The sequence below is a fragment of the Flavobacterium sp. SH_e genome (assembly GCF_025717045.1).
In the GTDB taxonomy this organism is placed as follows: Bacteria; Bacteroidota; Bacteroidia; order Flavobacteriales; family Flavobacteriaceae; genus Flavobacterium.
Genome location: NZ_JAOVZN010000002.1, coordinates 322,372 through 347,620 on the forward strand (window position 1 = coordinate 322,372; position 25,249 = coordinate 347,620).

The window sequence follows — 25,249 nt, forward strand, 5'->3', positions numbered from 1 at the left end:
AAGGAGCAAATTTCTGAAAAACGTCTACATATTTGTTAGGATTCTCTAATCAATAATTGGGACTTATCAATCAATTTTCGATATCGAATAGGAGAAATTCCTTCTGTTTTTTTGAAAAAACGGCTAAAGTAAGATTGATCTTCAAAGCCTACTTGCGTGGCGATTTCACCTACAGAAAGTGTAGTTTGGAACAATAAATATTTAGCTTCTAATAATATGTTTTCGTCAATCCATTTAACAGCAGATTTTCCTGTGATGGTCTTAACACATTTATTCAAATGGTTTGGAGTGACATTCAATAGAGAAGAATAGTAATTTACCTGATGTTGGGTTTTTATATGATCGTGAATCAATTCTTTGAATTTTGCTGTAATGGCTTCTGCAGCCGAAATGTTTTTTTCGGTTTTTACCGCATTTTTATTCATTTCATAAAACAAAGTAATAAGATACGATTGGACAATATTTAAATCTGTAATTGTAGTTTCTGAATATTCCTTTTTCAATCGTTCCAATATATTTGTAATTGGGGCAATATCTTCAGGAGCGAGTTTAATTTTCGGATTTCCTGAAATCTTTAGAAAATCAAAATCATTTAGCAGTTCGCGGCTTCCGTATTTTCTAATTAAAATGTCAGGATGAAACTGGCAGATATAACCTTTGTGAATATTGTTAACATTATCAAGCGAAAAAATCTGCCCAGCAGGAACCATAATCATTTCGTTATCCGTTGTGATGTATTCCTGATAACCCAATTTCATAACATGCTGACCTGAAGAAATAAAAATTAAAGTATGGCAAGAATGTTTAGAAGGCGGAACAGGATGCTGCATCTGCATCATTTCTTCGATTTCAAGACAGAAAAAATGATCAGAATCCGATTTGAAAAGCAAATGAATAGGATTGTCTTCTCCTAAAAACTTTTCTCGAAATCCTTTTGGATTATAGGTTTTTATTTTTTCTGCCTGCTTTTTCATTCTAATAATATAATCTAAAATCAAGTAGTTTACAGAGGTTGTAATGTTTGGCATAAAGATCTTCGACAACTTCAATTAAATTATCGTTTTCCTGGTACAAACTAAAAAAAGCTTTGTCAATCGTGCTGCAGCTTGCAATTTTATTATAAGTTGATCCGTAGCCAGAAATTGCTCTCGCTCCCGTTATGTCTAAGAAATATTGTGCTTCTTCTTCATTTAAATCTAAAACTTTCAGATTTGCGAAATGAATAATTTTTCCTTTCATTTTTCCTTCAAACAATTCGGCAATTTCTTCGATGCTGTAATAATAATCGTGAAGACAAATATTATTTTCCTGACCTGGCATGGCAAGATAAATAATTTCATAGTCTTTGAAATTATGATCTTCGTAAAGTAAAATATTCAAACTTTCTTCCAAACCTTCGATTGTATCACAAGTTTTATGAATGCTCGAAATTCCTTGGTCAATGGCCAATTCTTCCAAACATTTTACCACATTAGTTGGGGTATGATCGTCTATATCTCGGACGCCTTCAAGGCAGAAAATAAATTTTTCATTATCCATGCAGTTTTTCTTTCTGGTATTTAGGGATTGAAATTTTTCTTTTATGATTCTAACAAAAGTATTTTTTCTGAAATGAAATCTAGCATAGAAAATAGAATTTAACGTGCTTTTTAGATTTTAAACTTTGGTTAAAGCCGAGTAAATTTTTAAGCGTATTTTTGTAAACCGAAAATAAATTACACATGATACAAATTAATCAGACGGCATCTTTTGCTCTCGAAGATATATTATTCTCTTTTGCTCTTGAATCTGAAGCAGCAGAAGTTTTTAAAGGACAGAATGTCTTAATTACTGGAATCGGAAAAGTAAACGCAGCTTATGAATTGACAAAAGCGATTCAAAAGAAAAGACCTTCTGTGATAATAAATTTAGGATCGGCAGGAAGCAGCTGTTTTCAAAAAGGCGAAGTAATCTGTTGTACCAAATTTATACAAAGAGATATGGATGTTCGAGGTTTAGGTTTTGCATTATACGAAACGCCTCTTTCTGGTTTACCGCCAGTTTTAGAATATGGTTTATTAATGGACAATCTTCAAGAAGGAATCTGTGGAACAGGAGATAATTTCGAAATGGAGCATTGTTCAGACGCTTATAATGTGGTTGATATGGAAGCTTACGCTCTAGCCATGATTGCCATGAAAGAAAATATTCCGTTTTTAAGTTTAAAATATATCTCTGATGGAGCCGATGATAATGCTGCCGAAGACTGGACGGTTCAAGTTCATAAAGCAGCAATTGCTTACGGCAAAATTTTGGGATTAATAAAAGAATCAGAAGCCATTTCTTAATTGAAATGGCTTTTGTTTTTTTAGGAAGTTGCTTCAGCGGAGCAAAAGATTTGTAGCATAATTCAAATCCTCAAATTCAAAAAGCTCCAACGGTGCGACATATTGAGAATACCTAATTTTAGTATTAGTAAAGAATGAAAAGCGACTAAATACGCCTCATACAGTAAAACTGATAAGTATTTGATGGGGTATTTTGAAGAAATGGATGAGGTTGATTTAATTATGCTTTAAAGAAACTTTTTAACTTTATAGTTTTCATTTTTGATGAAAAACTAATTAACTATTGAAACCAAAATGATTTTAACTATGAAGAAAATTGTAATGCTGTGCTGTACTTTTCTGTTTATTGGAAAAGCAATGGCACAGGAAATTTCGCTACTATCTAATATTTCAGCCAGAAACAATATTACGCTAAACGGAAAATGGAGATATATTGTAGATCCTCTCGAAAACGGATATTATAATTACCGTTTAGAACCTTTTAAAAACAACGGATTTTTCGAAAATAAAAAATGGAACACCACAGAATTAAGCGAATATAATTTTGCAACTTCAGCAGTTATGGACATTCCGTCTGATTGGAATTCGAAGGATCAAAGATTGTTTTTTTACGAAGGAACGGTTTGGTTTCAGAAAGATTTCAATTATAAAAAAGATTCCAAAAGCAAAGGAATTCTTCATTTTGGAGCGGTTAATTACGATGCGAAAGTTTATGTAAACGGAAAATTGGCAGGAGCTCATATTGGCGGTTACACGCCTTTCAATTTTGATGTAACCAATTTATTAGTTGACGGAAATAATTTTGTAGTAGTAAAAGTCGATAACAAACGACACAAAGACAATGTGCCAACTGTAAATATGGATTGGTGGAATTACGGCGGCATTACAAGAGATGTTACTCTGGCTCAAGTTCCGAATACTTATATTGAAGATTATTTGGTTCAGTTGGATAAAAAAGAAAAAGGAAAAATTTCGGGTTGGATAAAACTAAATAGCGAATCGGCAAATCAAACAGTTTCGGTTTCCATTCCAGAATTGAAAATTAAAAAAAGCATTACAACAGATTCTAAAGGAATGGCCTATTTCGAAGTAAAAGCCAGTCCAGTTTTATGGACGCCAGAAAAACCAAAATTATATGATGTTACCATTTCTAAAGCAGATGAAAATATAGCGGATCAAATTGGCTTTAGAACTATCGAAACAAAAGGCAAAGAAATTCTGCTAAACGGAAAAAAAGTCTTTTTGCGTGGTATCAGTATTCATGAAGAAGCGCCTTTTAGATCTGGAAGAGCGTGGTCTGAAGATGATGCCATAACTTTGTTGAATTGGGCAAAAGAATTGGGCTGTAATTATGTTCGTCTGGCCCATTATCCTCACAATGAAAATATGGTAAAAGAAGCCGAAAAAATGGGACTAATGATTTGGTCTGAAGTTCCGGTTTATTGGACTATTTCATGGACAAATACTAATACATATGCCAATGCTGAACGCCAGTTGCATGATATGATTTACCGAGATAAAAACCGTTGCGGAATTGTAATCTGGTCAATTGCCAATGAAACGCCACACGGAGACGATCGAGATGCTTTCTTAAGCAAATTGGCAAAATACGCACGCACACAAGATAATTCTCGTTTAATCAGTATGGCGATGGAGGTAACTTCAAGTTCCAATAATATCAATACACTTCACGACAATATGAATGAATATGTAGATATTGTGAGTTTCAATCAATATTTAGGCTGGTATAGAGGAACTAACGAATCTTGTAAAGACATGCAATGGGTAATTCCGTATAATAAACCTGTTATTATTAGTGAGTTTGGAGGTGAAGCATTACAAGGACTTCATGGCGATAAAAAAGAACGCTGGAATGAAGAATACCAAGAAGAATTATACATTCAGAACACACAAATGTTTAATCGTATTGAAGGATTAGCAGGAGTTTCTCCGTGGATTCTAGTTGACTTCAGATCTCCAAGAAGACAGTTGCCTAATATTCAGGATTTCTTCAATCGTAAAGGATTAATTTCAGATCAGGGAATTAAAAAGAAAGCTTTTTATGTAATGAAAGATTGGTATGCTCAAAAAGAAGTAGAATATAAGTAAAGAAAGACCAAGTAGAAAAACCTTCAAAGTCCTTTAGATTTTGGAGGTTTTTTTTATGTTTTTTCCTTAATTTTATTTGAAAAAACAGAAGACTTTTAATGGAACTAGAAATTGTCATAAGATTGCTTTTAGCAGCATTTTGGGGAGCTTTAATTGGTGCCGAAAGAGAATATAGCGGAAAAGCGGCGGGTCTTCGCACCACAATAATGATTTCTGTCGGAGCGTGTTTCTTTACCTTTATGTCCGAATGGATAGGAGGAACGGGAAATCCAGACCGAATAGCTTCTAATATTGTAACTGGTTTAGGTTTTCTTTGCGCAGGAGTAATTTTTAGATCAGATAATCATGTTAGCGGCATTACTACGGCGGCAACAATATGGTCGGTTGCAGCTGTAAGTATGGGAGTTGGAGCAGGCTATTATTTTGCATCGGCTTGTGCGGCTTTGATGATTCTTTCCATTCTTACGGTGCTTACTTTTCTTCAGGATAAAATAGACCTCATCAACGCACATAAAACGCTTCAAATAACTTTTAATCGTTCTGATAGCGGATACGCAAGATGTCTAGAACTTTTTTCAACTTACGGAGTAAAATCAAAACTGATTATACAGCGCCGTAATTTGAATCATGTGGTTTTAGAATGGCAAATACATGGACCAAAAAAATCTATTGAATCTTTGTATACAGCACTTTTGCAAGATCCTGTTTTTGAGGAATTGGTATTATAATAATAAAAACTATGAATTTTAATTTACAACCCATTTTAGAAAATGATTTTTGTATTCTTTCTCCTTTAGAAGAAAAAGATTTTGAAGCTTTGTACAAAGCAGCTTCTGATCCTAAAATTTGGGAACAACATCCAAACAAAGACCGATGGCAAAAAGAAGTTTTTGAAAAGTTTTTTGAGGGAGCAATCAAAAGTAAAGGCGCCTTTAAGATTATAAATAAGGAAACTGGGGCAGTTGTAGGAAGTACCAGATTTTACGATTTTAACGAAGAAGACGATAGTGTTTTTATCGGTTATACTTTTTATGCGGTTTCGTGTTGGGGAAAAGGCATTAATCAAAGCGTAAAAAAGACCATGCTGGATTATCTTTTTCAATATGTTTCAAAAGTGAAATTTCATATTGGTTCAGAAAATATCAGATCGCAAATTGCAATTTCAAGAGTAGGAGCCAAAAAAGTGGCTGAAGAAGAAGTCGCTTATTTTGGCGAAAAACCAAAATTGAATTTTGTTTATCAAATTGATAAAAAAGATTGGAAAACACAAAAGCCTTAAACATTCTCGTTTAAGGCTTTTGTGTTTTTATGGATAACTATTTTATTGTACTAAGTAAGGAACCTGATCGGCTTCGCAAAGTCTGAAATAGCCCAACGCAAAATTAGTAGCATCGGTTGTATTGACAATGTTTCCTCTAATATTTCCAGGTGGAACAGAAAACGGATTAGAGTTTGAAGCTTCCAGAATTAATTTCCAATAATTGAAGAAATTCTTAGAAACCCCTCTGTGCGTAATTGTAACCGTGTTTCCAGGTTTCATATCTTCATTAGAATATCTCGTACTGATTTCGTTTCCGTTATAAAATTCATCATTTGTGATTTCATATTCTGGATAAATCAAGAATTCGCTTTGGTAATCGGTTATATAAAAATTAACTTGATCTGCGGGATCGTTATAATAAAAAGTCAATTCGATTACATCATCTCCGCCAAAATCAGGAACTATCTTCTGTTCAACTTTATTAATTGGAGTTACAGAAGTCAGCTTTTCAACAGCAGTAAAACTTTGTCCTTCGGCTTCTACAAAAAGCGTATAATCCATATCGATTACAGGAACAAAATCAGTGCATTTATAAACTCCTGTTTCAGTTTCATTAAAAGTAAAAACATCTCCATTACTGTTTTCTACTCTTACTTGCGCGCCCGAAACTTTTGGTGTAGAACCACTGTAATAAGGAGCCGTTTTACTAATTTTTATGGTTTGTTCCTTTCCGTCAGTTCCTTTTTTCCAAATGATTTCTGCATCGATTACCAATTTAGTTTCGCCAGTTTCTAGATCAAGGTTTACCACATCTTCGCAGGAAGCGAAAGAAAAAACAAAAAGAAGACTTATTAATGCCAGTGCTCTATTTATTACCGTATATTTTTTCAATTTATTCATAGCATTAAAATTTAAAATTATAAGAAACTCCAGGAACAATTCCGAAAATCGAAAGTCTTCTAGTTTCATTTGCTCCTGTGTCTTCATTTGTTGTAAAACTCATAGAAGCAGCATTTTTTCTGTTGTAAACATTGTAAAGGCTAAATACCCAATAGCTTTGCCATCCTTTCTTTTTATCTGGTTTTGGTGTGTAAGTTGCAGCCAAATCAAGATGGTGGAAAAGCGGTAATCGGTTTTCGTTTCTCAAAGAATAATTCGGAATATGAATGCCTCCCATTTCATAATAACCATTTGCATAGGTTACCGGCTGTCCAGACTGTAAAGTGAAATTTCCATTAAAAGACCATTTCGGATTCAGTTCGTAACTTCCCACAATGCTCAAGTTATGCAATTTATCATATCCAGATAAATACCAGTCGCCGTTTGCAATTCCTGGTTCTTCTGGAGTTCTTCCTGGCGTTTTTTGTTCTGCTCTAGATAAAGTATAAGAAACCCATCCTGTGAAAACGCCTGTATTTTTTCTGAATAACAATTCCATTCCGTAAGATCTGGCTTTTCCGTTTAAAATAACCTGCTCAATGTTGTTGTTAGCCAAAACATCAGCGCCGTCAATATAGTCAATACGATTTTGAACATTTTTATAAAATAATTCGGTTTCTAAAGAGTAATCTCCATCTTTGAAATTTCTGAAATATCCCATCGCATATTGATCCAAAAGCTGAGGTTTTGTAAAAGGCCCGCTTGGCGTCCAGATACTCATTGGCAACGGAGATTGCGTATTAGATAAAATATGAATGTACTGCGCCATTCTGTTGTAACTTGCTTTTATAGAAGTTTCATCATTAAAGGCATAAGATAATGCCGCCCTTGGTTCAAAATTATTGAAGTTGCTGATTGTTTTTCCTTTTCCATAAGAAATGCTTCCGTTAGGCGTTCCTTCTTGATAAATTTTATACAACGGATTGTATACTACCGCTTGACCATTTTCGTAAGTACTGATGGTTTCATTTCCTAAACGAAAAAACATACTGTAACGAAGTCCGTAACGGAAAGTCAGTTTTTCTGTAATCTGATTTTCAAAATCGACAAAAGCAGAAGTTTCTAAAGCGTATTTTTTATCCAGCTGCATATAATTAAACTGTGAATCTGAGGAAGTTGGTTTTACAACTCCAGGGTTGAAATTATAATACAAACCATCAATTCCATAATTGATTTTAAACTTTTCCGATTGCTGGAAATTCCAATTGTATTTCAATCCGTAACTCGCAATGTTGCTGTCCCATTTGAAACTTTCAATCGGAATTTCTAGATTGAATCTGTAATCACTATAGAAAACTGATAAATTGCTGTTTAAACGATCGGTAAATTTATGCTTCCAGTTTAAAATACCCATTGTACTTCCGTATGTACTTGCAAAACGATCGTTAATATCGAATAAATCATTTCCGAAATAACCAGAAAACGAAAGCGTATTTTTGGCATTAAAACGATAATTTAATTTAGCGTTCAAATCATAAAACATCGCTGAGTTATTATTGTTTGCCAATTTCATGAATAAATGCGCATAAGAAGCACGTCCAGAAAGAATAAAAGAACCTTTTTCTTTTTCTAGCGGACCTTGAACTAAAAGACGACTTGAGATAATTCCAATTCCTCCATTAACTTTATATTCTTCAAAATCTCCGGTTTGCTGTGTTACATCTAAAACAGAAGAAACACGTCCTCCAAATTTTGACGGTATTCCTCCTTTATATAAATCTAAACCGTTAACAATATCTGCATTGAAAATAGAAAAGAATCCAAACATATGGGAATCTGCATAAACTGGAGCGCCATCTAAAAGAATCAAATTCTGATCGGCAGCACCGCCTCGAACATTAAAACCTGAAGAAGCTTCTCCTGCATTTGTAACTCCTGGTAGCGTCAAAATTGATTTTAGAGGATCTGGTTCGCCCATTGCAACAGGAATTTTTTTAATTTCCTGCATCGAAAGCTTGTTAACACTCATTTGAGTTGCTTTAATATCAGCAGCTTTATTGTTCATAACAATAACTTCTCCCAATTGCTGGCTATCTGGATCTATGTTGAAATTGATTTTATTGTCATCTGTAACAGAAACTCGTTTTTCTTCATTTTTAAATCCAACAAAACTCACTTGAACCGTATAATTTCCGTCAGGAACTTCAATGCTATAGTTTCCATTAACATCCGTTACGACGCCTGTTTCCAATTCTTTAATGAAAACATTGGCGCCAATAACGGGTTGTCTTTCATCATCAAAAATGCGACCTGTCAGCTTATTTTTTTTTTTAGCTGGTTTCTGAGTTTGAGATTTCTGTTTGACAAAAATATTATTGCCTACAATAGAAAACTGTACAATCGAAGTTTGATTTAATTCAGAAATAAGCTTTTCGATTTCGATAGTCTTAAAAGCGCTTTTTTTTGTAAAATATTTTTTATTCGTATCAATTTGATCAGTAAAAGCAAATTTAAAATCGGTTTGACTTTCAATCTGCTTGAAGAATTCTTTTAATGTCGTATTTTGATCTACAGTTACTGTAACGCTTTGAGCTGACATACATAAACTGAATAAAAAAAAGCATGCTGAAATTATATGCTTCATGAAATTTTGTATTTTTGAATATTATTAAATGGAATAACCTCGTGTTATCCTGAATATTAGGAGGATGTGGAGTTTCGCGGCTTACATCCTTTTCCTGTTTTTATTGAAAAGTGATCTGTTTTAAATCTTCATTTATTTCAAAGTTTAGGTTATACATTTCTGATATTAATTGTACAATTGTCTTTAAATCTTCTTTTTTATTGATTCGGATTGTAATTTTCTGATTCAGATTTTCTTCGGGAATATTGACTTTATAACCGTAGTTTTCTTCAATATATTTACTGATTATTGATAGTTTTTCATTGTCAAAATCTATAAATCGGCTGAATTCTGTTACTGAAGCAGTTTGGTTTGCGTAAGTGAATTTATCGCCAGGTTTTAAAATCCATTTCTGGTTTTGGCCTTTTACATTCATTTGAACGCTTCCTTCAAAAAGTTCAACTGTTATTTCTTCATTTTCAGATTCTTTAACTGTAAATGAAGTTCCTAAAACTGTAGTGGTAGTTTCGTCGCAGAAAACCTGAAATGGATGCTTTTTGTCTTTTTTTACTTTAAAATAGGCTTCACCATCAATTTCTATTTTTCTATTTAAAGCAAAATTGTTTCCGTAAATAATTTTAGAATTCGGACCTAATTCTACTTTTGAGCTGTCTGGTAAAACGACGTGTTTTATTTTTGAAGTAAGATTTTCAATTACATTCTCGGTTACAACAGTTTTTTCATTCGAATATTCGGTATTGAAATAAATTCCAGTTCCAATTAGAACAAAAAGTAATACAGCGGCTGCCGAATAATAGTGCCAAGGTTTAGATTTTCGTTTCTTTTTGGCAAAAGTTTTGGCATGGAATTGTTGCCAAGAAACTTCTTTTTCGTTATCCGAATGAGAAAGGGGAGACTCTTCCCATAGCTTTTTAAATTCCTCGTCAAATTTTTCTTGATCCATTTTTTCTAGATATTAAATGATTTGACAATGAAAACCTTGTTTGTTAAAAACACCGTAAACCATTTCTTTAATGTCTCGGTTAGTTTCGATTTTAAGGATATTTTCTTGTCCTTGATGATCGAAATTTATGATACAATCAGAAATGATAAACTGTAAATAAGCCACAAGTAAGCTTGCGTCTTTCTTTGTTTTTACATTAGTTTTATACGCTTCAATATGCATTTTTAGTTCTTGTTTTTTAGTATAACAAACGAGAACTAAAAAGTTCCTAATGGTTTTCGATTTTTTTTCGAATAAATTTACTGGCGAGATAAATATGATTGGCTATGGTCTTTTCAGAAAGATCTGTTATTTCTGCAATCTCCTTATAGCTAAGGTTTTCCAGTTTATGTAAAGTGAAGATTTTTTGTTGCTGTTCTGGAAGCTGATTAATGAAGTTTTGTAGTTTTTCTTGCCTTTCTTCAAAAATTCCTAAGTCAGTTTCTTCATCATCTAGCATTTCAACTTGAGAAGGATCAAGCTGTATTATTTTATTTTCTCTGTTAACATGATTGAGAATAATGTTCTTGCAGATAACAAATAGCTGTTTGTCAAACAGCACCTCTTCGTTAAGCAATTCTCTTTTATTGTAAAGTCTTATGAAAGTTTCCTGAACAAAATCTTCTGGGGTAAATACAGAAGAATTAAATCGTTTGGCAATATTTATCAGTTTATCGTAGTAGCTGAAGTAAACTTCTTTAAAAGCTGCTTCATTACCTTTTTTTAAACTTAAAATAAACTTTTTATTGTCCATAACGAAAATATCGTGACTAGCTTTTACCTAGTCTAAACTCATTGGTGTCAATATTATTGTATCCAAAAATTGAGGCAATCTCAAATCATGAATGTAATAAGTTGCAAAGAACCGTAATTAAATTTAAGTTTTGACGCTTTTGTTGAAGAAATGTTACAATTTAATTCAAATAAAACCCCTTAAACATTTGTCTAAGGGGTTGCTTTTTTATCATTAATTAGAAATTTTAGCTTTCTAAATTAATAGTAAGCATCATTTGAATATCTACTCTATTATAAGTCGAAGAAATACCTGTTATTTCTTTGAAACCTAATTTTTCATATAATTTAATGGCAGGTTGAAGTTTGGTATTGCTTTCCAGATAAATTTTAGAAGCTCCTTTTTCTTTAGCCCATTTTATAGCCGATTCTGCCAATAAATTTCCAACGCCTTTTCCTTGCGCTTTCGGACTTACAGCCATTTTTGCTAATTCGTAATCAAAATCTTTTCCACCACTTTTGATTAAAGCGCAAACGCCCAAAACTTCATCATTTAAAACAGCAGAAAAAATTTCTCCGCCTTTGTTTATAATATAATCTTCGGCATGATCTAGCGCTTTTACGTCATTAGGTTCAACTTCAAAATAATTCGAAATCCATTCGATATTTAAATCCTTAAAACTTTTTTGATATTTGGGGTTATAAGTAACTATTTCTATTTGATCTTTATTTTTCATGATTTCTTATTAAATGCTATTTTTTATTATTCTGCCTAATTTTTCCAAATCAGAATCTACTCGTTCGGTCCATTCTAAAGCATAAGATAATCTCATGCAATTGTTGTATTGATTGTATTGCGAAAAAATTCTTCCTGGAGCAAAATTGATTTTTTGAGCTAAAGCAGGGGTATATAATTCTGTTGTAGAAATTCTTTCATCTAGTTCAAGCCATAACATAAAACCACCTTTTGGCTGTGAAATCTTGGTGTTGTCTGGAAAATAAGATTCTACAGCGCGATTAATTTGGAGATAATTGGTGTAAAGTTTATTTCTAAAAGTTCTGAGATGATGATCATAACGTCCGTGTTCTAAGAAATCTGTAATAACATCTGAATACAACGAAGAATTGCAAACCGTCTGTACCAGTTTCTGACGAATGATTTTGTCTTTAAATTTTCCTGGCGCAATCCAACCAACTCGATATCCCGGCGCAAGAGTTTTAGAAACAGATCCAATCCATAAAACTAAACCCGCTTCATCATAAAATTTACAAGGTTTAGGACGTTCTGAGCCAAAGTACAAATTGCCATAAATATCATCTTCAATTAACGGAACATTATATTGTGTTATTAGTTTTACCAATTCTCGTTTGTTTTCGTCAGGCATTTGAAATCCCATCGGATTATTGAAATTGGTAATAAAACAGCAGGCTTTTATTTCTGGAAGCATTTTTTTTAAAGCTTCAAGATCTAATCCATACAAAGGATGAGTTGGAATTTCAACTGCCTTTAAACCCAAAGCTTTAATTGCTTGGAGTATCCCAAAATAAGCGGGACTTTCTACAGCGACACTATCACCCGGCGATGTAACTGCCATAAGCGCATTATAAATCGCATGCATTGCACCAGATGTAATGACAAGATCATCTTCGGTAATTTTCCCTTCCATGACAAGCGCCCATTTGGCAATAGCGCGGCGAAGTTCTTCTGGTCCTTGAACAGGTTCGTAATCGGTGCCAGCATCATTTCTTTTTCGAACCGCATTAATAATGCCTTTATTAAGTTTGGCAACTGGAAGGAAATTTTTGCCAGGCAATCCAAGTGCAAATTGTGTCACATCTGATTTGTTGATTGTGCTGAAAACTTTATCAATTAAATCTTCTGGTGTGTTTTCTTTTTCATGGTTGTCTATACTTGCAATCGTAGGAAGTGCCGTTGTGCGTTGCGAACTTTTACTCACATAATATCCTGTTTTTGGACGAGATTCTATAAGCGAACGGCTTTCCAGTTCTAAATACGCTTGTTTAATGGTGTTTAAGCTAACATTATACAGCTTTTGTGCGCTTCTAACAGAAGGCAGTTTGTCGCCAAGCGAAAGAGTTTCACTGTGAATTTGATCCTCAATAATTTTGGCAATTTTTAAATATAATGTTTCGCGATTTTTCATTTTTCTTTTCCGTTAGGCACTTAAAAGCTCAGACAATGAACAAAATGTTCTGTACTTTGTCTTAATTGTTCGGCGTTATTGAAATTAGCATTTCTCTTTTTCGCTAGAAAATTTTGAATGTATTCATTGAACATTGTTCTGTCTTCATTAGTCAAACTTCCGTCATCATAAATTTGAAAAATGATTTCGTTTTTATCATCCAATATTAAACTAGCAAACGAATTAATTTTATTGTCCTTTTCACAAAGAAGAAACGGTATTCCAAAAAGCATTTGATCTTCAGCTTTCACATCAATATTTTTATTGAAGATGTTTTGTAAAATCTCCATGTCAAATATATATACCTCTCTAAAAGTTATTCTTTTCTGTGTTATTGCTTTAGATTCCATATCTTTTTTTTAGCAAAATTATTGCTATTATAGATTTGGGTACAGATACAGAAAATACTTTTTTTAAGGATACAGATAAAATTACTGCTTTTTGGTGAAACGATGAAATAGCGGTGAAAAAAAAGAAAGTCCTTGAACGATAGATTCAAGGACTTTTTAAATTATTGAGGGAAGACTAGAAAATAATTATTGGTTTTCTTTTTCTAAATCTGCTGCAGAAATCTGATCTAAGATATTGGTCTGATTTGGCGAAATGTAATTTTTGTTTTCGGTAATCTGTTCTTTCTTAAAAAGCAGATCTAACGCATTGTACAATTTTAATAAAACATCTTTGTCTTCTTTGGCAATATCTAAAGCAGTATTGAAATTAAAAACATAATTATTCGAATTGCGTACTTCGACTTTTATCGTTTTTGATGTGATTTTAAATTTTACTATATCCATGTGCTATAAAATTACCTCTGCAAAATAACTATTTTAATGGCAGTTTTTATGGTTATTTTTTAATTTTTTAATTACAAAGAATTTTTATTCTCCTGTTTTAATTTCAAGAGTACATCCATTGCTTTCACAGCGTCATTTTCATCAACAAATATATGGTCGTGTAAATATGCAGCAACAACATTGCAGCTAATATTGGCATTTCCTAATGCCTGAGAAAATGCAGCAGTCAAACCTACAGCTGCTAAAGAAGAATGAACTTCTAAAGTAATCCAAGAAGCAATATAAGAGAAATGAAGATTAAGTTCTTCTGCAAAATGTTTTTCTAATACAACAGTAATCCCTTCTTTTTCTTTAAATAGAAACAAAATCTTTGAAAGAGGAATTTGTTCTAGAGAATCTACTTTTGTAAAAACATATTTTCCTGCATTAAGAACAGGGTTAAGATTCTCTAAAATAGTATTTAAATTTATTTCGCCTTCCATAAAATTAGGAGTGTTTTTTATTTAAAAATAATAAAAAACCCTTAAACATTTCTGTTTAAGGGTTTTACCTTTTAAGTAGCGAGGACGGGAGTTGAACCCGTGACCTCAGGGTTATGAATCCTGCGCTCTAACCAACTGAGCTACCTCGCCTGGACTGCTATCATGAATTCCTGATTGCGGGTGCAAAGATAGAAATAATATTAAAGCACGCAAGCATAAAATGAAGAAAAAAAAATATTTTTAAAAATGCATTGTTTTTGGACATATATTCTTATATTTCGAAAAAAATTAAAGTAGCACATGGATTCAAAAATACGTTACGAAATCGAGTTTCCGATCAATTCTTCGCCACAATTATTGTATCAATATATATCAACGCCGTCAGGTTTACAAGAATGGTTTGCTGACAATGTTAATTCAAGAGGTGAGTTTTTTACTTTCATCTGGAATGATTCGCAGGAAAAAGCTCGCTTGGCTTCAAAAAAATCTGGCGAGAAAGTAAAGTTCAAATGGGTTGACGAAAGTAGTAAAGATACTGAGTACTTTTTTGAACTTCATATTTTAGTTGATGAATTGACTAAAGACGTATCGCTTATGGTAGTTGATTTTGCCGATAAAGAAGAATTAGGCGAAGCTAAACAATTGTGGGAGAATCAAATCTCAGACTTAAAACATCTTATAGGATCTGTTTAGTAAAAGTCTATTTTATACCTTATATTTGCCCTGAACAAAATTCAGGGTTTTTTTATGATTAATTTTAACGGAAACATAGGGCAGGAAGATAATATACTAACTCTTAACCGCGCTTTTTTGTATGGTGACGGAATATTCGAAACAGTAAAAATTGTCAACGGAAAAATCTTGTTTCTTGAAGATCATTATTTTAGACTGATGGCTTCAATGCGTGTGGTTAGAATGATGATTCCTATGGATTTTACAATGGAATATTTTGAAGAGCAGATTCTTAATTTGGTTAACCAATTAAATATTGCATCTTCAGCAAGAGCTAGAATTACCGTTTTTAGAAATGATGGCGGTTTATATCTTCCTAAAAGCAATGATATTTCATTCCTAATCAACGCTATTTCTCTTGGAAATAAAGCTTACTCTTTAAATACAAACGAATACGAAGTAGATTTGTACAAAGATTTTTATGTAACAAAACAATTATTATCATCTCTTAAAACAACTAATAAGATGATTAATATAACAGGGAGTATTTATGCAAATGAAAATGATCTGGCTAATTGTATTTTACTGAATGACAGCAAAAATGTTGTAGAAGCACTTCAGGGAAATATTTTTATGGTTACGGGTAATAAGCTTATTACACCTCCGGTTTCTGAAGGTGCATTAAACGGTATTATGCGCAAACAAATTTTAGCATTGGCTAAAAAAGTTGAAGACATAGAAGTGCTAGAAGAAATAATTTCGCCTTTTGATCTTCAAAAAGCAGACGAATTATTTCTGACGAATGTAATCTTGGGAATACAACCGATAACTAAGTATCGAAAAAAGGAGTTTACAACGAATCTGGCTCATTTACTAGTGCAAAAACTAAATGAATCCATTTCTGAAAATTAATTCAGATATGGATTTTCAGGTGCGTTAGACCAAATAAGATAATCACCGCCAAGCTCAATAATCTGCTCTTTCCAAAAGTGAGTAGTAGATTTTCCGATAATTTTATTTTTATAATTATTATCAGCAATAATCCAAGAGTTTCCTTGCATCTCATTTTCAAGCTGATTTTCATCCCAGCCGGTATAGCCTAAGAAAAAACGAATATTGTTTTTACTAATAGCTCCGCTGTTTATTAAGTCTTTAGTTGACTCAAAATCGCCTCCCCAATAAATTCCGTTTGAAATCTCAACACTGTTTGGGATTAACTCAGGAATATTGTGAATAAAATAAAGGTTGTCTTGTTCTACAGGGCCTCCGTTATATATCTTAAAGTTAGCATCAATTTCTGGTATTAAGTCACTAATTGTGTATTTTAATGGCTTATTAATTATAAAACCTATTGATCCTTCTTTGTTATGGTCTGCTAATAAAATTACCGATCTGTTAAAAGATAAATCTCCAATTATTGAAGGCTCGGCAATAAGCAGGTGTCCTTTTTTTAATTTTTCTGAAATCATACGGTTACAATTTTTATTAAATTTAATCATAAAAAAATTAAAATCACAAAAAAAATCGTTAAACCGCATAAAAAAACCTTCCAGATGGAAGGTTTTAATTATATTATAAGTTTAGAGAACTTTCTTACTTAGTTCACTGCACCTTCTAATTCAGCTCCAGCTTTGAATTTTACAACGTTTTTAGCTGCAATTTTAATAGTTTTTCCTGTTTGTGGGTTTCTACCGTCTCTAGCAGCTCTAGAAGAAACTGACCATGATCCAAAACCTACTAATGAAACTCTTCCTCCTTTTTTCAAAGTTGTTCCTACATTACCTAAAAAAGACTCTAAAGCTAATTTCGCCGCAGCTTTTGTAATTCCTGCATCAGCAGCGATAGCATCGATTAATTCTGATTTGTTCATAATAATTAGTTATTAATTGTTGGTTAAAAAAAATTGTTAATACACAAATTTAGTAGGAAATCCGTTGCGTGCAAGTGTTTTCTTTATTTTTAGCAAAAATTGTTAATAACTTGCTTTTTTTGTTCATAAAGAGTGTTGTTCGTCGATAAAAAATAGGTACAAACCCCTGTTTTACTGGCGTTAATACACTTTTGCAGCTTCTGAAAAAGTCACTCCATTTAATAATTCTGAAGCAAGCATTCTCTTTTTTCCTGGAAATTGTAGACTTAATAACTGAATAAACCCGTCTTTTATTGCAATCTTGATTTCTTTTTTACTGCTAATTAACTTTCCAGTCTCGTAAGAATGTGATTCTGAGATTAGTTTCGCTTCATATATTTTGATGTTTAGTTCTTCATTTTGGTCTTTCAGAAAACACCAAGAAGCAGGATAGGGACTTAATCCTCGAATTAAGTTGTTGATTTCTGCTCCAGATTTTGTCCAATCGATTTTGCAGTTTTCTTTGTTTAATTTATAAGCGGTTTTGATGTCTTCGTTATCTTCTTGAATTGTTGTGGTAACATTTCCGGTTTCAATAATTTTTAAAGTATCAATTACAGTTGTGCTTCCTAAATGCATTAAACGATCGTGCAGTTGTCCTGCAGTTTCTTCTGGTTCGATATTGATTTCCGAGTTTAGAATCATTGCGCCAGTATCGATTTTATCATCAATAAAGAAAGTGGTAACACCAGTTTTAGTTTCTCCATTAATAATAGACCAGTTAATAGGAGCGGCGCCACGATAATTTGGTAATAAAGAAGCGTGAAGATTAAAAGTTCCAAGTGAAGGCATTTCCCAAACCACTTTTGGTAACATTCTAAAAGCAACTACAATTTGTAAATTGGCATTTAAAGCTTTTAATTCGGCTAAGAAACTTTCGTCTTTTAAATTGGTTGGCTGTAATAAAGTAAGATTGTTAGCAAGCGCATATTCTTTAACAGCCGAATATTTTATTTTTTGCCCGCGTCCAGCTGGTTTATCTGCAGCTGTAATCACGCCGACAACATCGTAGTCATTTTTAATAATGGTGTCCAAAATGCCAACGGCAAATTCTGGAGTTCCCATAAATATAATTCTCAATTTCTCCATTATGATTTTAAAGTGTATTTATTATTCGCTTGTATAGTGATATGATTGTTTTCGAGCAATTCCTGAAGAACCAAAATTATGTCTTTTGTGTCCATTTTTATCTGGTTCTCAATTTCTCTCGAAGTCAACGAAGCTGTTTTTAATAAAGAAAGAATTTTATCTGCAATCGAATCGGCTTCTGTGATTTTTCCTTTTTGTGTAATGCAGTAAGAACAAATACCGCAGTTTTCTGTTGTTTCTTCACCAAAATAATCCAGCACCAATCTGTTTTTGCAGGTTTTGGTGTCTTTTATATAATGCAAAACAGATAAAAGCTGTTCTTTTTTGACTTCGTTTTGTTTTTCTAAATATTTCGAAACTCTATTTATAGTGTGATCGTCTTCGCGAACTTCATTAAATAAAATAGTAGCGTCGTTATTTTTAGATTTGTATTCTATAATTTCCTTTTCTTTTAATTTTTCTAAAAGTGCAATAATTTGTTCTTCAGGGCGATTTGATTTTTTTGCAATTAATCCTAAATTCAAATTAGATTTCACTTCATAAACTCCGGGATAAGTTCTCAAAATTGCCAAAATAATTTCTTCATCATTCGGATTCAAACTCATGTATCGAATTACTTCTTTAGATTCAATCAAAAACTGAATACTGATTTTCTCGGAGAATTCCTGAGACATCGTAATAATTCCCTGCTGATTTAAAAACTGTAAAGCATTATAAGTTTTTAAAGTAGGAAACTCATATTTATTACAGAAATGATTCAGTTTGAATGAGAAAGATTCGTCTAAACCTTCTCCGTAAGCAATTTGAAAATAATTGCACAATTTGTTGTACATCGTTTTCAAGAATTTTTTGTCAGGAAGAACGCTTAAAAACTGTTGTTCAGTCTGAATTGAATCGGAATTATTATAAAGTAAAACTGAAAAAGCTTTTGCGCCATTTCGTCCAGCGCGTCCAGATTCCTGATAGTAATTTTCTAAGTTTTCAGGAAGCTGCGTATGAATAACCGTTTTTACATTGTCTTTGTCAATTCCCATTCCAAAAGCATTCGTAGCCACAATAACTTGCGCTTGTTCTGACATCCACAACTGCATGTTTTTATCTTTTTCTTTTGCAGAAAGTCCGCCATGATAATACGTCGCCGTAAAACCTAACGATTGCAATTGCGAAGACATATTCAAACACGCTTTGCGATTTCGTACATATATAATAGAAGGTTGCGGATTCTTTTTCAGAATTTGTTCTGTACGGTATAATTTATCTTCAACTTCAAAAACCATATAAGCGATATTTTTTCGCTCAAATGATTGTTGAAAGTGATTCGGATTTTTTAATTCTAATTGCGTTCTAATATCTTCAATAACTCTTGGAGTTGCTGTAGCAGTCAAAGCTAAAAACGGAATTTTAGGAAAGAATTTTTTAAGTTCCGAAATTTTAAGATACGCAGGTCTAAAATCATGACCCCATTGGGAAACGCAATGCGCTTCGTCAATAGCAATTAAGTTTATAGGTAGGTTTTTAATTCGCTCGAGAATCCAATCCGATTGTAAACGCTCTGGTGATAAGTAGAGAAATTTATAGTTTCCGTATTGGCAATTGTCCAAAAGATCAATCAATTCTTCAGTGTGAATTCCGCCAGTAAGAGCAATCGCTTTAATTTCTCTTTTTTGCAGATTCATTACCTGATCTTTCATCAAGGCAATTAAAGGAGAAATAACTAAACAAATGCCTTCCTGCATCATAGCGGGGACTTGAAAACAAATCGATTTTCCACCTCCCGTCGGAAGTACTGCAAAAGTATCCTGTCCTTCAAGAACCGAATCGATAATTTCTTTTTGCAACGGTCTAAAACTGTCGTGTTTCCAGTATTTTAGAAGAATATCCTGTGCTCCGAGCATTGCCTTTGTTTTAAAGTTAAAAATTTAGAAAACAGTTTCTAGTTTTGCAACTTTAAACCAGACCGCTAAATTTTGTCTAAGATATAAAGAATTCTGTTTTCAACTGTATCTTTTGGAACTTCAATCAGTTCGTAACCATATTTTTTATAAGTCTCAACAAGATGCTCCTGAATTTTTACTGCCTGATCAAAATTTTCATAACGCTCAGAATCACTTTGGTAAATCTCTTCCCAAGGCGGTAAAATAAAGGTTTTAGAATATTTGAAATCTTCGCATGCTTTGGTAAAATGCTCTGGATATTCATCGCCAATATAATCCATATAGGCTACAACATCTGGAATTCCTCTGTCAATAAAAACCACATCATCAGGTTCTTCAAGAGCGTTTTTATATTGTTCAATACGACCTTCCAACAACATTTCGCTAAACAAAAGAGGCTGTTCTAGAAACAGCTGTTCAATGCCTTGTTCTTGCGCTTTCATGGTAACCTGCCTAGAGATTTCAGGATAGCAGCAAAAGCCACGAGCTACCAATTCGTTAATAAGTGTTGATTTTCCAGTACCAGGTCCGCCAAGCAAGACAATAATTTCTTTTTGCACTATTCTAAAAATAAAGCGCAAATTTACCTAAACTTATTTATAATTAAAAAGAATATTTATCAGAAACGAAAGATTTGATATTTTAATAAACAAAAGTTACTGATTGAGGAAGGGAAATGGTTTTGTTTTAGCAAAGTGAAAAGTCATGATAGAGACGACATATTTATAGAAAAATTGAACACAATAAATCAAAGGCTTCAGCTGAGTGACGTGTTTTGTGTGATTCATACGTCGCTCAGCTGGAGCTTTTGATATGCCGAAAATTTATTTTGCTATAAATATTTTGCTCCGCTGGAGCAGTTTTTATTTGAATTGCCGTTGGTTTTAACCAAAGGGATTTTAGAGTTGTAGGATTTCGGTTTTAGCCGAATATTTGCCACCATTTCTTTTTGGCTATTTTTAGAATTAATCTTGGATTATCTTCTCTTAAATTTCCATCAAAATCAAGAACATATTCGTTTGATTCAAAATCAAATAATCGGATTTTATCAGTTTCGATATTGAACGGATTTTTACCTTCAAGATTTACCCAAATATCTCTTCCGCCAAAACGCCAAATAATCTCTCCTTCTTTTGTGATTCTAAAAATTTCTACTTCTCCATATATAATAAAATCTTCCTCAAGTTTGTGAATTGTGAAGTTTGTAGCAAAATCAAATTCTTTTTGCCACACGATTTCTAATGAAGAGATTTCTAAGCAATAAATTTTATTACAAATTCGAATCCATATTTTATCATCTTCAATAATAAAAGAATCGTCATATATTCCTGTTGCGCCGCCAGCTTCACATATTAAAACGCTTGAAATTTCAACTTCAGCTTCTCTAATTATCACAGCATGTTTGCTAGTTGGAGAAAATCCATCTTCTTGGTTTTTTCCTTTATAATAAACTTTCTGGTATTGGTGTAAATTGTCTGTCGAATCCAAATTATAATTTTCATCGTCAATGATTTCAATTTCAAAATTTTTATAATCAACTTTCATTGTTTTTGACTTTAAGAATTATTCACAGAACGAATAGTTTTCAGAATCCTTTCCTTTTTTAGAAGGAACAATCAAATGTGATTGGAACTTTTTGCCATTCAAAACATCATTCACAAAATCCAAAACATACTTTCGTCCTTCATGAAAAAGATAACCAGAGAATTCATGTCCACCGCCGCAGAAAGTAATCAGTTCGATGTCTTTGTGTAAATCATTCATTTGATTATAAACGGCATAAGAACCAAAAAGAATCAGCCAGCCAGAAGCATTTGTTGGGCAAGAACGATGTGAACCAGCGCTGTACGGAACCGTGTCGTCATTACTTCCATGTGCTAATAACATCGGAATTGCTTTTTCTTTCGTAATCAAATTAATGTCTTGAATTGCTCCAGAACCTCCAATAAAACCTTTGTATTTAAAGTTTTCAGGCAGATTGCTTTTGTATAAGTTCATTAATTTATAATCCCAAAACGAAGCGTGAAAACCAATTTCTGCCCCAGCGCTAATTCCAGAAATAAAGATTTTTGAAGTGTCTAAGTTATATTTGTCGGCATTCTCAATCATGAAAGCTGTTGCTTGCCACATGTCGCTAACGCCAATTTGAATTGCCTTTATTTTTTCGGTCAAAGTTCCTTTGCAGCCAAAATCTTTTCCTTTCATATACAAACTGTACGAAATACTCGCAACGGCATAACCGTTTTGTGACATGAATTTCCCGAAGTCTTTTTCACTTGTACGTTCTCCGCCAGAAAACCCACCTCCAAAAGCAAACATAATTAAAGGGATTTTCTCGCCTGCTTTTTTCTTTGGCAGGTATAAATCTAAATCTAGTTTTAAAGTGTCATTTTGGAAATAAGTTAGAGTTTTGACTTCTTGTGCTTGAATATTGTAAAAAGTGAAAAATGTAAAAAGTAAAAAGATGTGTTTTTTCATTGCAATGCGTTTTAATCTCGCAAAGTCGCTAAGACGCAAAGAAATTAATTAAACTTAAAAACTTTGCGTTTTCGCGACTTTGCAAACAAATTTCGTAGTAATATTTTCTCAAATATAAGCGTAAAATTTACAATGAAATAATCCTCTAAAGCTTTTTTCTCTGTGCCTTTGTAACTTTGTAGCTTTGAACCTTTTTTCGAAAGAAAAAATATAAAAAATCTAAATTCAAAAACCGTATATTTGCGTTTATTTTTAATTACGAATGGAGAACGATAAAGAAAAAAATACAGCCGAATTTTACGAAAGATTGAAATTAGAGCTTGATAACGCAAATACTTGGCCAGCAGAATACTTGTACAAATTCATTGTGCCTTCTGTAGCAGATAATGTTGAGCGTGTTGAAAAAGCTTTTGATAGAATGGGAGCAGTGATTAAAACAACAAAATCGAAAACGGGTAAATTTACCAGCGTTTCTGTTGATGTTACTATGCACAGCTCAGATGATGTGATCAGCAAATACAAAGAAGTTTCTACAATAGAAGGTATAGTTTCATTATAAACTTATGATCGAAAAATATAAAAAAGAAGCAGCAAGTGACGTTGTTTATAATTTAGAATACAATTCTGAAAGACAGCGTTTAATTATTCCGGAATATGGTCGTCATTTACAAAAATTGATCGATCAGGCAACTGCAATCGAAGATGATGAAACACGCAACAAAGCCGCGAAATATATCATTCAGGTTATGGGAAGTCTTAATCCGCATTTGCGTGATGTTCCAGATTTTCAGCATAAACTTTGGGATCAGCTTTTTATTATGTCTGATTTTAAGCTTAATGTAGAATCACCATATCCGATTCCGTCAAGAGATGTTTTGCAGTTAAAGCCAGAGACTTTGCAATATCCGCAGAACTTTCCAAAATACAGATTTTATGGTAACAACATCAAATACATGATTGAAGTTGCTAATAAATGGGAGGAAGGCGAAATGAAAAATGCTTTGGTGATGGTAATTGCCAATCACATGAAAAAATCGTTCTTGAGCTGGAACAAAGACACAGTAAAAGACGATGTGATTTTCGAGCATTTATATGAATTGTCTGGAGGTAAAATTAATTTATTGCACAGCACAGAAGAGTTGTTGAATACGACAGATTTAATGCGTACAAACAAACGTATGTCTAACAAAACAGCTTCTGTTGGGCAACCAAAAATTCAGAATAACAAAAACAATAATAAAGGCGGTCAAAAAAAGACATTTCAAAAAAACAATAATCAAAAATAAAAAAGGGGCGAAGATGCTAAGGAGCTAAGACGCTAAGATTTTTACCTTAGAACCTCAGAATCTCAGAACCTTAGAACCTAAAAAGAATCTATGGGAATTTTTAAAATCGAAGGAGGAACTCCTTTAAAAGGAGAAATCACTCCGCAAGGAGCAAAGAATGAGGCATTACAAATTTTATGTGCCGTGCTTCTAACAGGAGAGAAAGTAAAAATTAATAACATTCCTGATATTATAGACATCAATAAATTAATCACTTTGCTGGGTAATTTAGGTGTGAAAATTCAACGCAACGAACCAGGTTCGATTACTTTTCAAGCTGACGAAGTTAACGTTGGATATTTAGAAACAGAAGCTTTCAAAAAAGAAGGTGGAGCGCTTCGTGGTTCTATTATGATTGTTGGACCTCTTTTGGCTCGTTTCGGAAAAGGATATATTCCAAAACCAGGAGGAGATAAAATTGGTCGCCGTAGATTAGATACTCACTTTGAAGGTTTTATTAACCTTGGAGCAAAATTCAGATATAACAGAGAAGATCATTTTTATGGAGTAGAATCTCCAGAAGAAGGATTGCAAGGAACAGATATGCTTTTAGATGAAGCTTCTGTAACTGGAACTGCAAATATTGTAATGGCAGCTGTTTTAGCAAAAGGAAAAACTACTGTTTACAACGCTGCTTGTGAACCTTATTTACAGCAATTATGTAAGATGCTAAACTCTATGGGAGCTAAAATCACAGGAGTTGGATCTAACTTATTGACTATCGAAGGTGTTGAAAGTCTTGGAGGATGCGAGCATACAATTTTACCAGATATGATCGAAATTGGTTCTTGGATTGGTCTTGCGGCTATGACAAAAAGCGAAATCACGATCAAAAATGTAAGTTGGGAAAATTTAGGTTTGATCCCAAATACTTTCAGAAAATTAGGTATTACAATCGAAAAACGTAACGACGATATTTACATTCCTGCTCACAAAGATGGATATGAAGTAAAAACAGATATCGACGGTTCTATCTTAACAATTGCCGATGCACCTTGGCCAGGATTTACACCAGATTTATTAAGTATCGTTTTAGTTGTAGCAACACAAGCAAAAGGAGACGTTTTAATTCACCAAAAAATGTTCGAAAGCCGTTTATTCTTCGTAGATAAACTAATTGATATGGGAGCAAAAATTATGTTGTGTGATCCACACAGAGCTGTAGTTATGGGACATAATTTTGAATCTCAATTGAAAGCAACAACAATGTCTTCTCCAGATATTCGTGCGGGAATCTCATTATTGATTGCAGCGCTTTCTGCAAAAGGAACTAGTACAATTCAAAATATCGAGCAAATCGATCGTGGATATGAGCGTATCGATGAGCGTTTAAGAGCTATTGGAGCTAAAATTGTGAGAGCATAAGAATATTAGCCACAAATTCATGAATTACAATTAATTTTTAATTCGTGGCAAAAAAAATAGTCT

The 25,249-nt window shown here is 33.0% G+C and carries 28 protein-coding genes and 1 tRNA gene; 9 read left to right on the plus strand and 20 right to left on the minus strand.

Annotated elements, in window-relative coordinates; all coding sequences use genetic code 11:
* Positions 1 to 35: 35 nt before the first annotated feature.
* Together OD917_RS04435 and OD917_RS04440 are read right to left on the minus strand one after the other, a co-directional pair.
* Entirely contained in the window at positions 36 to 974 is a 939-nt protein-coding gene (locus OD917_RS04435) for a helix-turn-helix domain-containing protein (protein ID WP_263522346.1), read from the minus strand.
* Between the two features lies 1 nt (position 975).
* A complete protein-coding gene (locus tag OD917_RS04440; RefSeq protein ID WP_129748020.1) occupies positions 976 to 1,539 on the minus strand; it encodes a DUF6642 family protein in 564 nt (187 codons plus the stop codon).
* A gap of 182 nt (positions 1,540 to 1,721) precedes the next feature.
* Between OD917_RS04440 and OD917_RS04445 the strand changes: the two genes are divergently transcribed.
* The 4 genes from OD917_RS04445 to OD917_RS04460 all read left to right on the plus strand — a co-directional run bounded on the left by OD917_RS04445 (position 1,722) and on the right by OD917_RS04460 (position 5,715).
* Positions 1,722 to 2,327: a nucleosidase gene (locus tag OD917_RS04445; protein WP_263522347.1), complete on the plus strand. Its 606-nt coding sequence runs from the start codon at positions 1,722 to 1,724 to the stop codon at positions 2,325 to 2,327.
* Positions 2,328 to 2,633: 306 nt separating this feature from the next.
* Positions 2,634 to 4,436, plus strand: coding sequence for a glycoside hydrolase family 2 protein (locus tag OD917_RS04450; RefSeq protein ID WP_263522348.1), 1,803 nt, complete (start codon positions 2,634 to 2,636; stop codon positions 4,434 to 4,436).
* A 98-nt stretch (positions 4,437 to 4,534) separates the two neighbouring features.
* A complete protein-coding gene (locus tag OD917_RS04455; RefSeq protein ID WP_263522349.1) occupies positions 4,535 to 5,164 on the plus strand; it encodes an MgtC/SapB family protein in 630 nt (209 codons plus the stop codon).
* A gap of 11 nt (positions 5,165 to 5,175) precedes the next feature.
* Positions 5,176 to 5,715: a GNAT family N-acetyltransferase gene (locus tag OD917_RS04460; protein ID WP_263522350.1), complete on the plus strand. Its 540-nt coding sequence runs from the start codon at positions 5,176 to 5,178 to the stop codon at positions 5,713 to 5,715.
* 42 nt (positions 5,716 to 5,757) lie between these two features.
* On the opposite strand, the gene OD917_RS04465 is transcribed toward OD917_RS04460, so the two are convergent.
* The 11 genes from OD917_RS04465 to OD917_RS04515 all read right to left on the minus strand — a co-directional run bounded on the left by OD917_RS04465 (position 5,758) and on the right by OD917_RS04515 (position 14,564).
* Positions 5,758 to 6,597 carry a DUF4249 domain-containing protein gene (locus tag OD917_RS04465; protein ID WP_263522351.1) on the minus strand — a complete coding sequence of 280 codons (840 nt, stop codon included), beginning with the start codon at positions 6,595 to 6,597 and terminating at the stop codon, positions 5,758 to 5,760.
* Between the two features lie 4 nt (positions 6,598 to 6,601).
* Positions 6,602 to 9,220, minus strand: a complete 2,619-nt coding sequence (locus OD917_RS04470) for a TonB-dependent receptor (RefSeq protein WP_263522352.1) — start codon at positions 9,218 to 9,220, stop codon at positions 6,602 to 6,604.
* Between the two features lie 100 nt (positions 9,221 to 9,320).
* Complete coding sequence (locus OD917_RS04475; RefSeq protein WP_263522353.1) at positions 9,321 to 10,163, minus strand: FecR family protein; 843 nt, start codon at positions 10,161 to 10,163, stop codon at positions 9,321 to 9,323.
* A 12-nt stretch (positions 10,164 to 10,175) separates the two neighbouring features.
* Positions 10,176 to 10,385, minus strand: a complete 210-nt coding sequence (locus OD917_RS04480; protein WP_263522354.1) for a hypothetical protein — start codon at positions 10,383 to 10,385, stop codon at positions 10,176 to 10,178.
* A 46-nt stretch (positions 10,386 to 10,431) separates the two neighbouring features.
* Positions 10,432 to 10,956, minus strand: a complete 525-nt coding sequence (locus OD917_RS04485) for an RNA polymerase sigma factor (protein ID WP_263522355.1) — start codon at positions 10,954 to 10,956, stop codon at positions 10,432 to 10,434.
* Between the two features lie 226 nt (positions 10,957 to 11,182).
* The gene (locus tag OD917_RS04490) at positions 11,183 to 11,671 is read right to left on the minus strand and encodes a GNAT family N-acetyltransferase (protein ID WP_263522356.1); all 489 of its coding nucleotides are present in this window, start codon (positions 11,669 to 11,671) and stop codon (positions 11,183 to 11,185) included.
* Positions 11,672 to 11,680: 9 nt separating this feature from the next.
* On the minus strand, positions 11,681 to 13,099 hold the full coding sequence (locus OD917_RS04495) for a PLP-dependent aminotransferase family protein (RefSeq protein ID WP_263522357.1): 1,419 nt from the start codon (positions 13,097 to 13,099) through the stop codon (positions 11,681 to 11,683).
* A 20-nt stretch (positions 13,100 to 13,119) separates the two neighbouring features.
* On the minus strand, positions 13,120 to 13,488 hold the full coding sequence (locus tag OD917_RS04500) for a hypothetical protein (protein ID WP_263522358.1): 369 nt from the start codon (positions 13,486 to 13,488) through the stop codon (positions 13,120 to 13,122).
* Positions 13,489 to 13,674: 186 nt separating this feature from the next.
* The gene (locus tag OD917_RS04505; RefSeq protein WP_263522359.1) at positions 13,675 to 13,932 is read right to left on the minus strand and encodes a hypothetical protein; all 258 of its coding nucleotides are present in this window, start codon (positions 13,930 to 13,932) and stop codon (positions 13,675 to 13,677) included.
* 71 nt (positions 13,933 to 14,003) lie between these two features.
* Complete coding sequence (locus tag OD917_RS04510; protein ID WP_263522360.1) at positions 14,004 to 14,414, minus strand: ACT domain-containing protein; 411 nt, start codon at positions 14,412 to 14,414, stop codon at positions 14,004 to 14,006.
* Between the two features lie 76 nt (positions 14,415 to 14,490).
* Positions 14,491 to 14,564 (minus strand) — tRNA-Met (locus OD917_RS04515).
* 150 nt (positions 14,565 to 14,714) lie between these two features.
* Between OD917_RS04515 and OD917_RS04520 the strand changes: the two genes are divergently transcribed.
* Both OD917_RS04520 and OD917_RS04525 read left to right on the plus strand, forming a co-directional pair.
* On the plus strand, positions 14,715 to 15,107 hold the full coding sequence (locus OD917_RS04520; protein ID WP_111285785.1) for an START-like domain-containing protein: 393 nt from the start codon (positions 14,715 to 14,717) through the stop codon (positions 15,105 to 15,107).
* A gap of 54 nt (positions 15,108 to 15,161) precedes the next feature.
* On the plus strand, positions 15,162 to 15,998 hold the full coding sequence (locus OD917_RS04525; RefSeq protein ID WP_263522361.1) for an aminotransferase class IV: 837 nt from the start codon (positions 15,162 to 15,164) through the stop codon (positions 15,996 to 15,998).
* Here the strand turns inward: OD917_RS04525 and OD917_RS04530 are convergent.
* From OD917_RS04530 to OD917_RS04560, 7 genes are all read right to left on the minus strand, one after another.
* Complete coding sequence (locus OD917_RS04530) at positions 15,995 to 16,555, minus strand: YqgE/AlgH family protein (RefSeq protein WP_091497270.1); 561 nt, start codon at positions 16,553 to 16,555, stop codon at positions 15,995 to 15,997. The two genes, OD917_RS04525 and OD917_RS04530, sit on opposite strands and share 4 nt — an antisense overlap.
* Positions 16,556 to 16,683: 128 nt before the next feature.
* Positions 16,684 to 16,956 (minus strand): HU family DNA-binding protein, encoded by a 273-nt coding sequence (locus OD917_RS04535; protein ID WP_008464760.1) that lies wholly within the window; start codon positions 16,954 to 16,956, stop codon positions 16,684 to 16,686.
* Positions 16,957 to 17,136: 180 nt separating this feature from the next.
* Complete coding sequence (gene fmt / locus OD917_RS04540) at positions 17,137 to 18,084, minus strand: methionyl-tRNA formyltransferase (RefSeq protein WP_263522362.1); 948 nt, start codon at positions 18,082 to 18,084, stop codon at positions 17,137 to 17,139.
* A complete protein-coding gene (locus tag OD917_RS04545; RefSeq protein ID WP_263522363.1) occupies positions 18,084 to 19,979 on the minus strand; it encodes an ATP-dependent DNA helicase RecQ in 1,896 nt (631 codons plus the stop codon). Before OD917_RS04545 ends, fmt begins: the two co-directional genes overlap by 1 nt.
* Before the next feature lie 65 nt (positions 19,980 to 20,044).
* Positions 20,045 to 20,578: an ATP-binding protein gene (locus tag OD917_RS04550; RefSeq protein WP_263522364.1), complete on the minus strand. Its 534-nt coding sequence runs from the start codon at positions 20,576 to 20,578 to the stop codon at positions 20,045 to 20,047.
* A gap of 361 nt (positions 20,579 to 20,939) precedes the next feature.
* Positions 20,940 to 21,563 carry a hypothetical protein gene (locus OD917_RS04555; RefSeq protein WP_263522365.1) on the minus strand — a complete coding sequence of 208 codons (624 nt, stop codon included), beginning with the start codon at positions 21,561 to 21,563 and terminating at the stop codon, positions 20,940 to 20,942.
* 18 nt (positions 21,564 to 21,581) lie between these two features.
* Complete coding sequence (locus OD917_RS04560) at positions 21,582 to 22,496, minus strand: alpha/beta hydrolase family protein (protein ID WP_263522366.1); 915 nt, start codon at positions 22,494 to 22,496, stop codon at positions 21,582 to 21,584.
* A gap of 262 nt (positions 22,497 to 22,758) precedes the next feature.
* Between OD917_RS04560 and OD917_RS04565 the strand changes: the two genes are divergently transcribed.
* The 3 genes from OD917_RS04565 to murA all read left to right on the plus strand — a co-directional run bounded on the left by OD917_RS04565 (position 22,759) and on the right by murA (position 25,186).
* A complete protein-coding gene (locus OD917_RS04565) occupies positions 22,759 to 23,055 on the plus strand; it encodes a DUF493 family protein (RefSeq protein ID WP_035649758.1) in 297 nt (98 codons plus the stop codon).
* A gap of 4 nt (positions 23,056 to 23,059) precedes the next feature.
* A complete protein-coding gene (locus OD917_RS04570; RefSeq protein WP_263522367.1) occupies positions 23,060 to 23,782 on the plus strand; it encodes a DUF4290 domain-containing protein in 723 nt (240 codons plus the stop codon).
* Between the two features lie 90 nt (positions 23,783 to 23,872).
* Positions 23,873 to 25,186 carry a UDP-N-acetylglucosamine 1-carboxyvinyltransferase gene (murA, locus tag OD917_RS04575; protein WP_263522368.1) on the plus strand — a complete coding sequence of 438 codons (1,314 nt, stop codon included), beginning with the start codon at positions 23,873 to 23,875 and terminating at the stop codon, positions 25,184 to 25,186.
* The last annotated feature ends 63 nt before the right edge of the window (positions 25,187 to 25,249 follow it).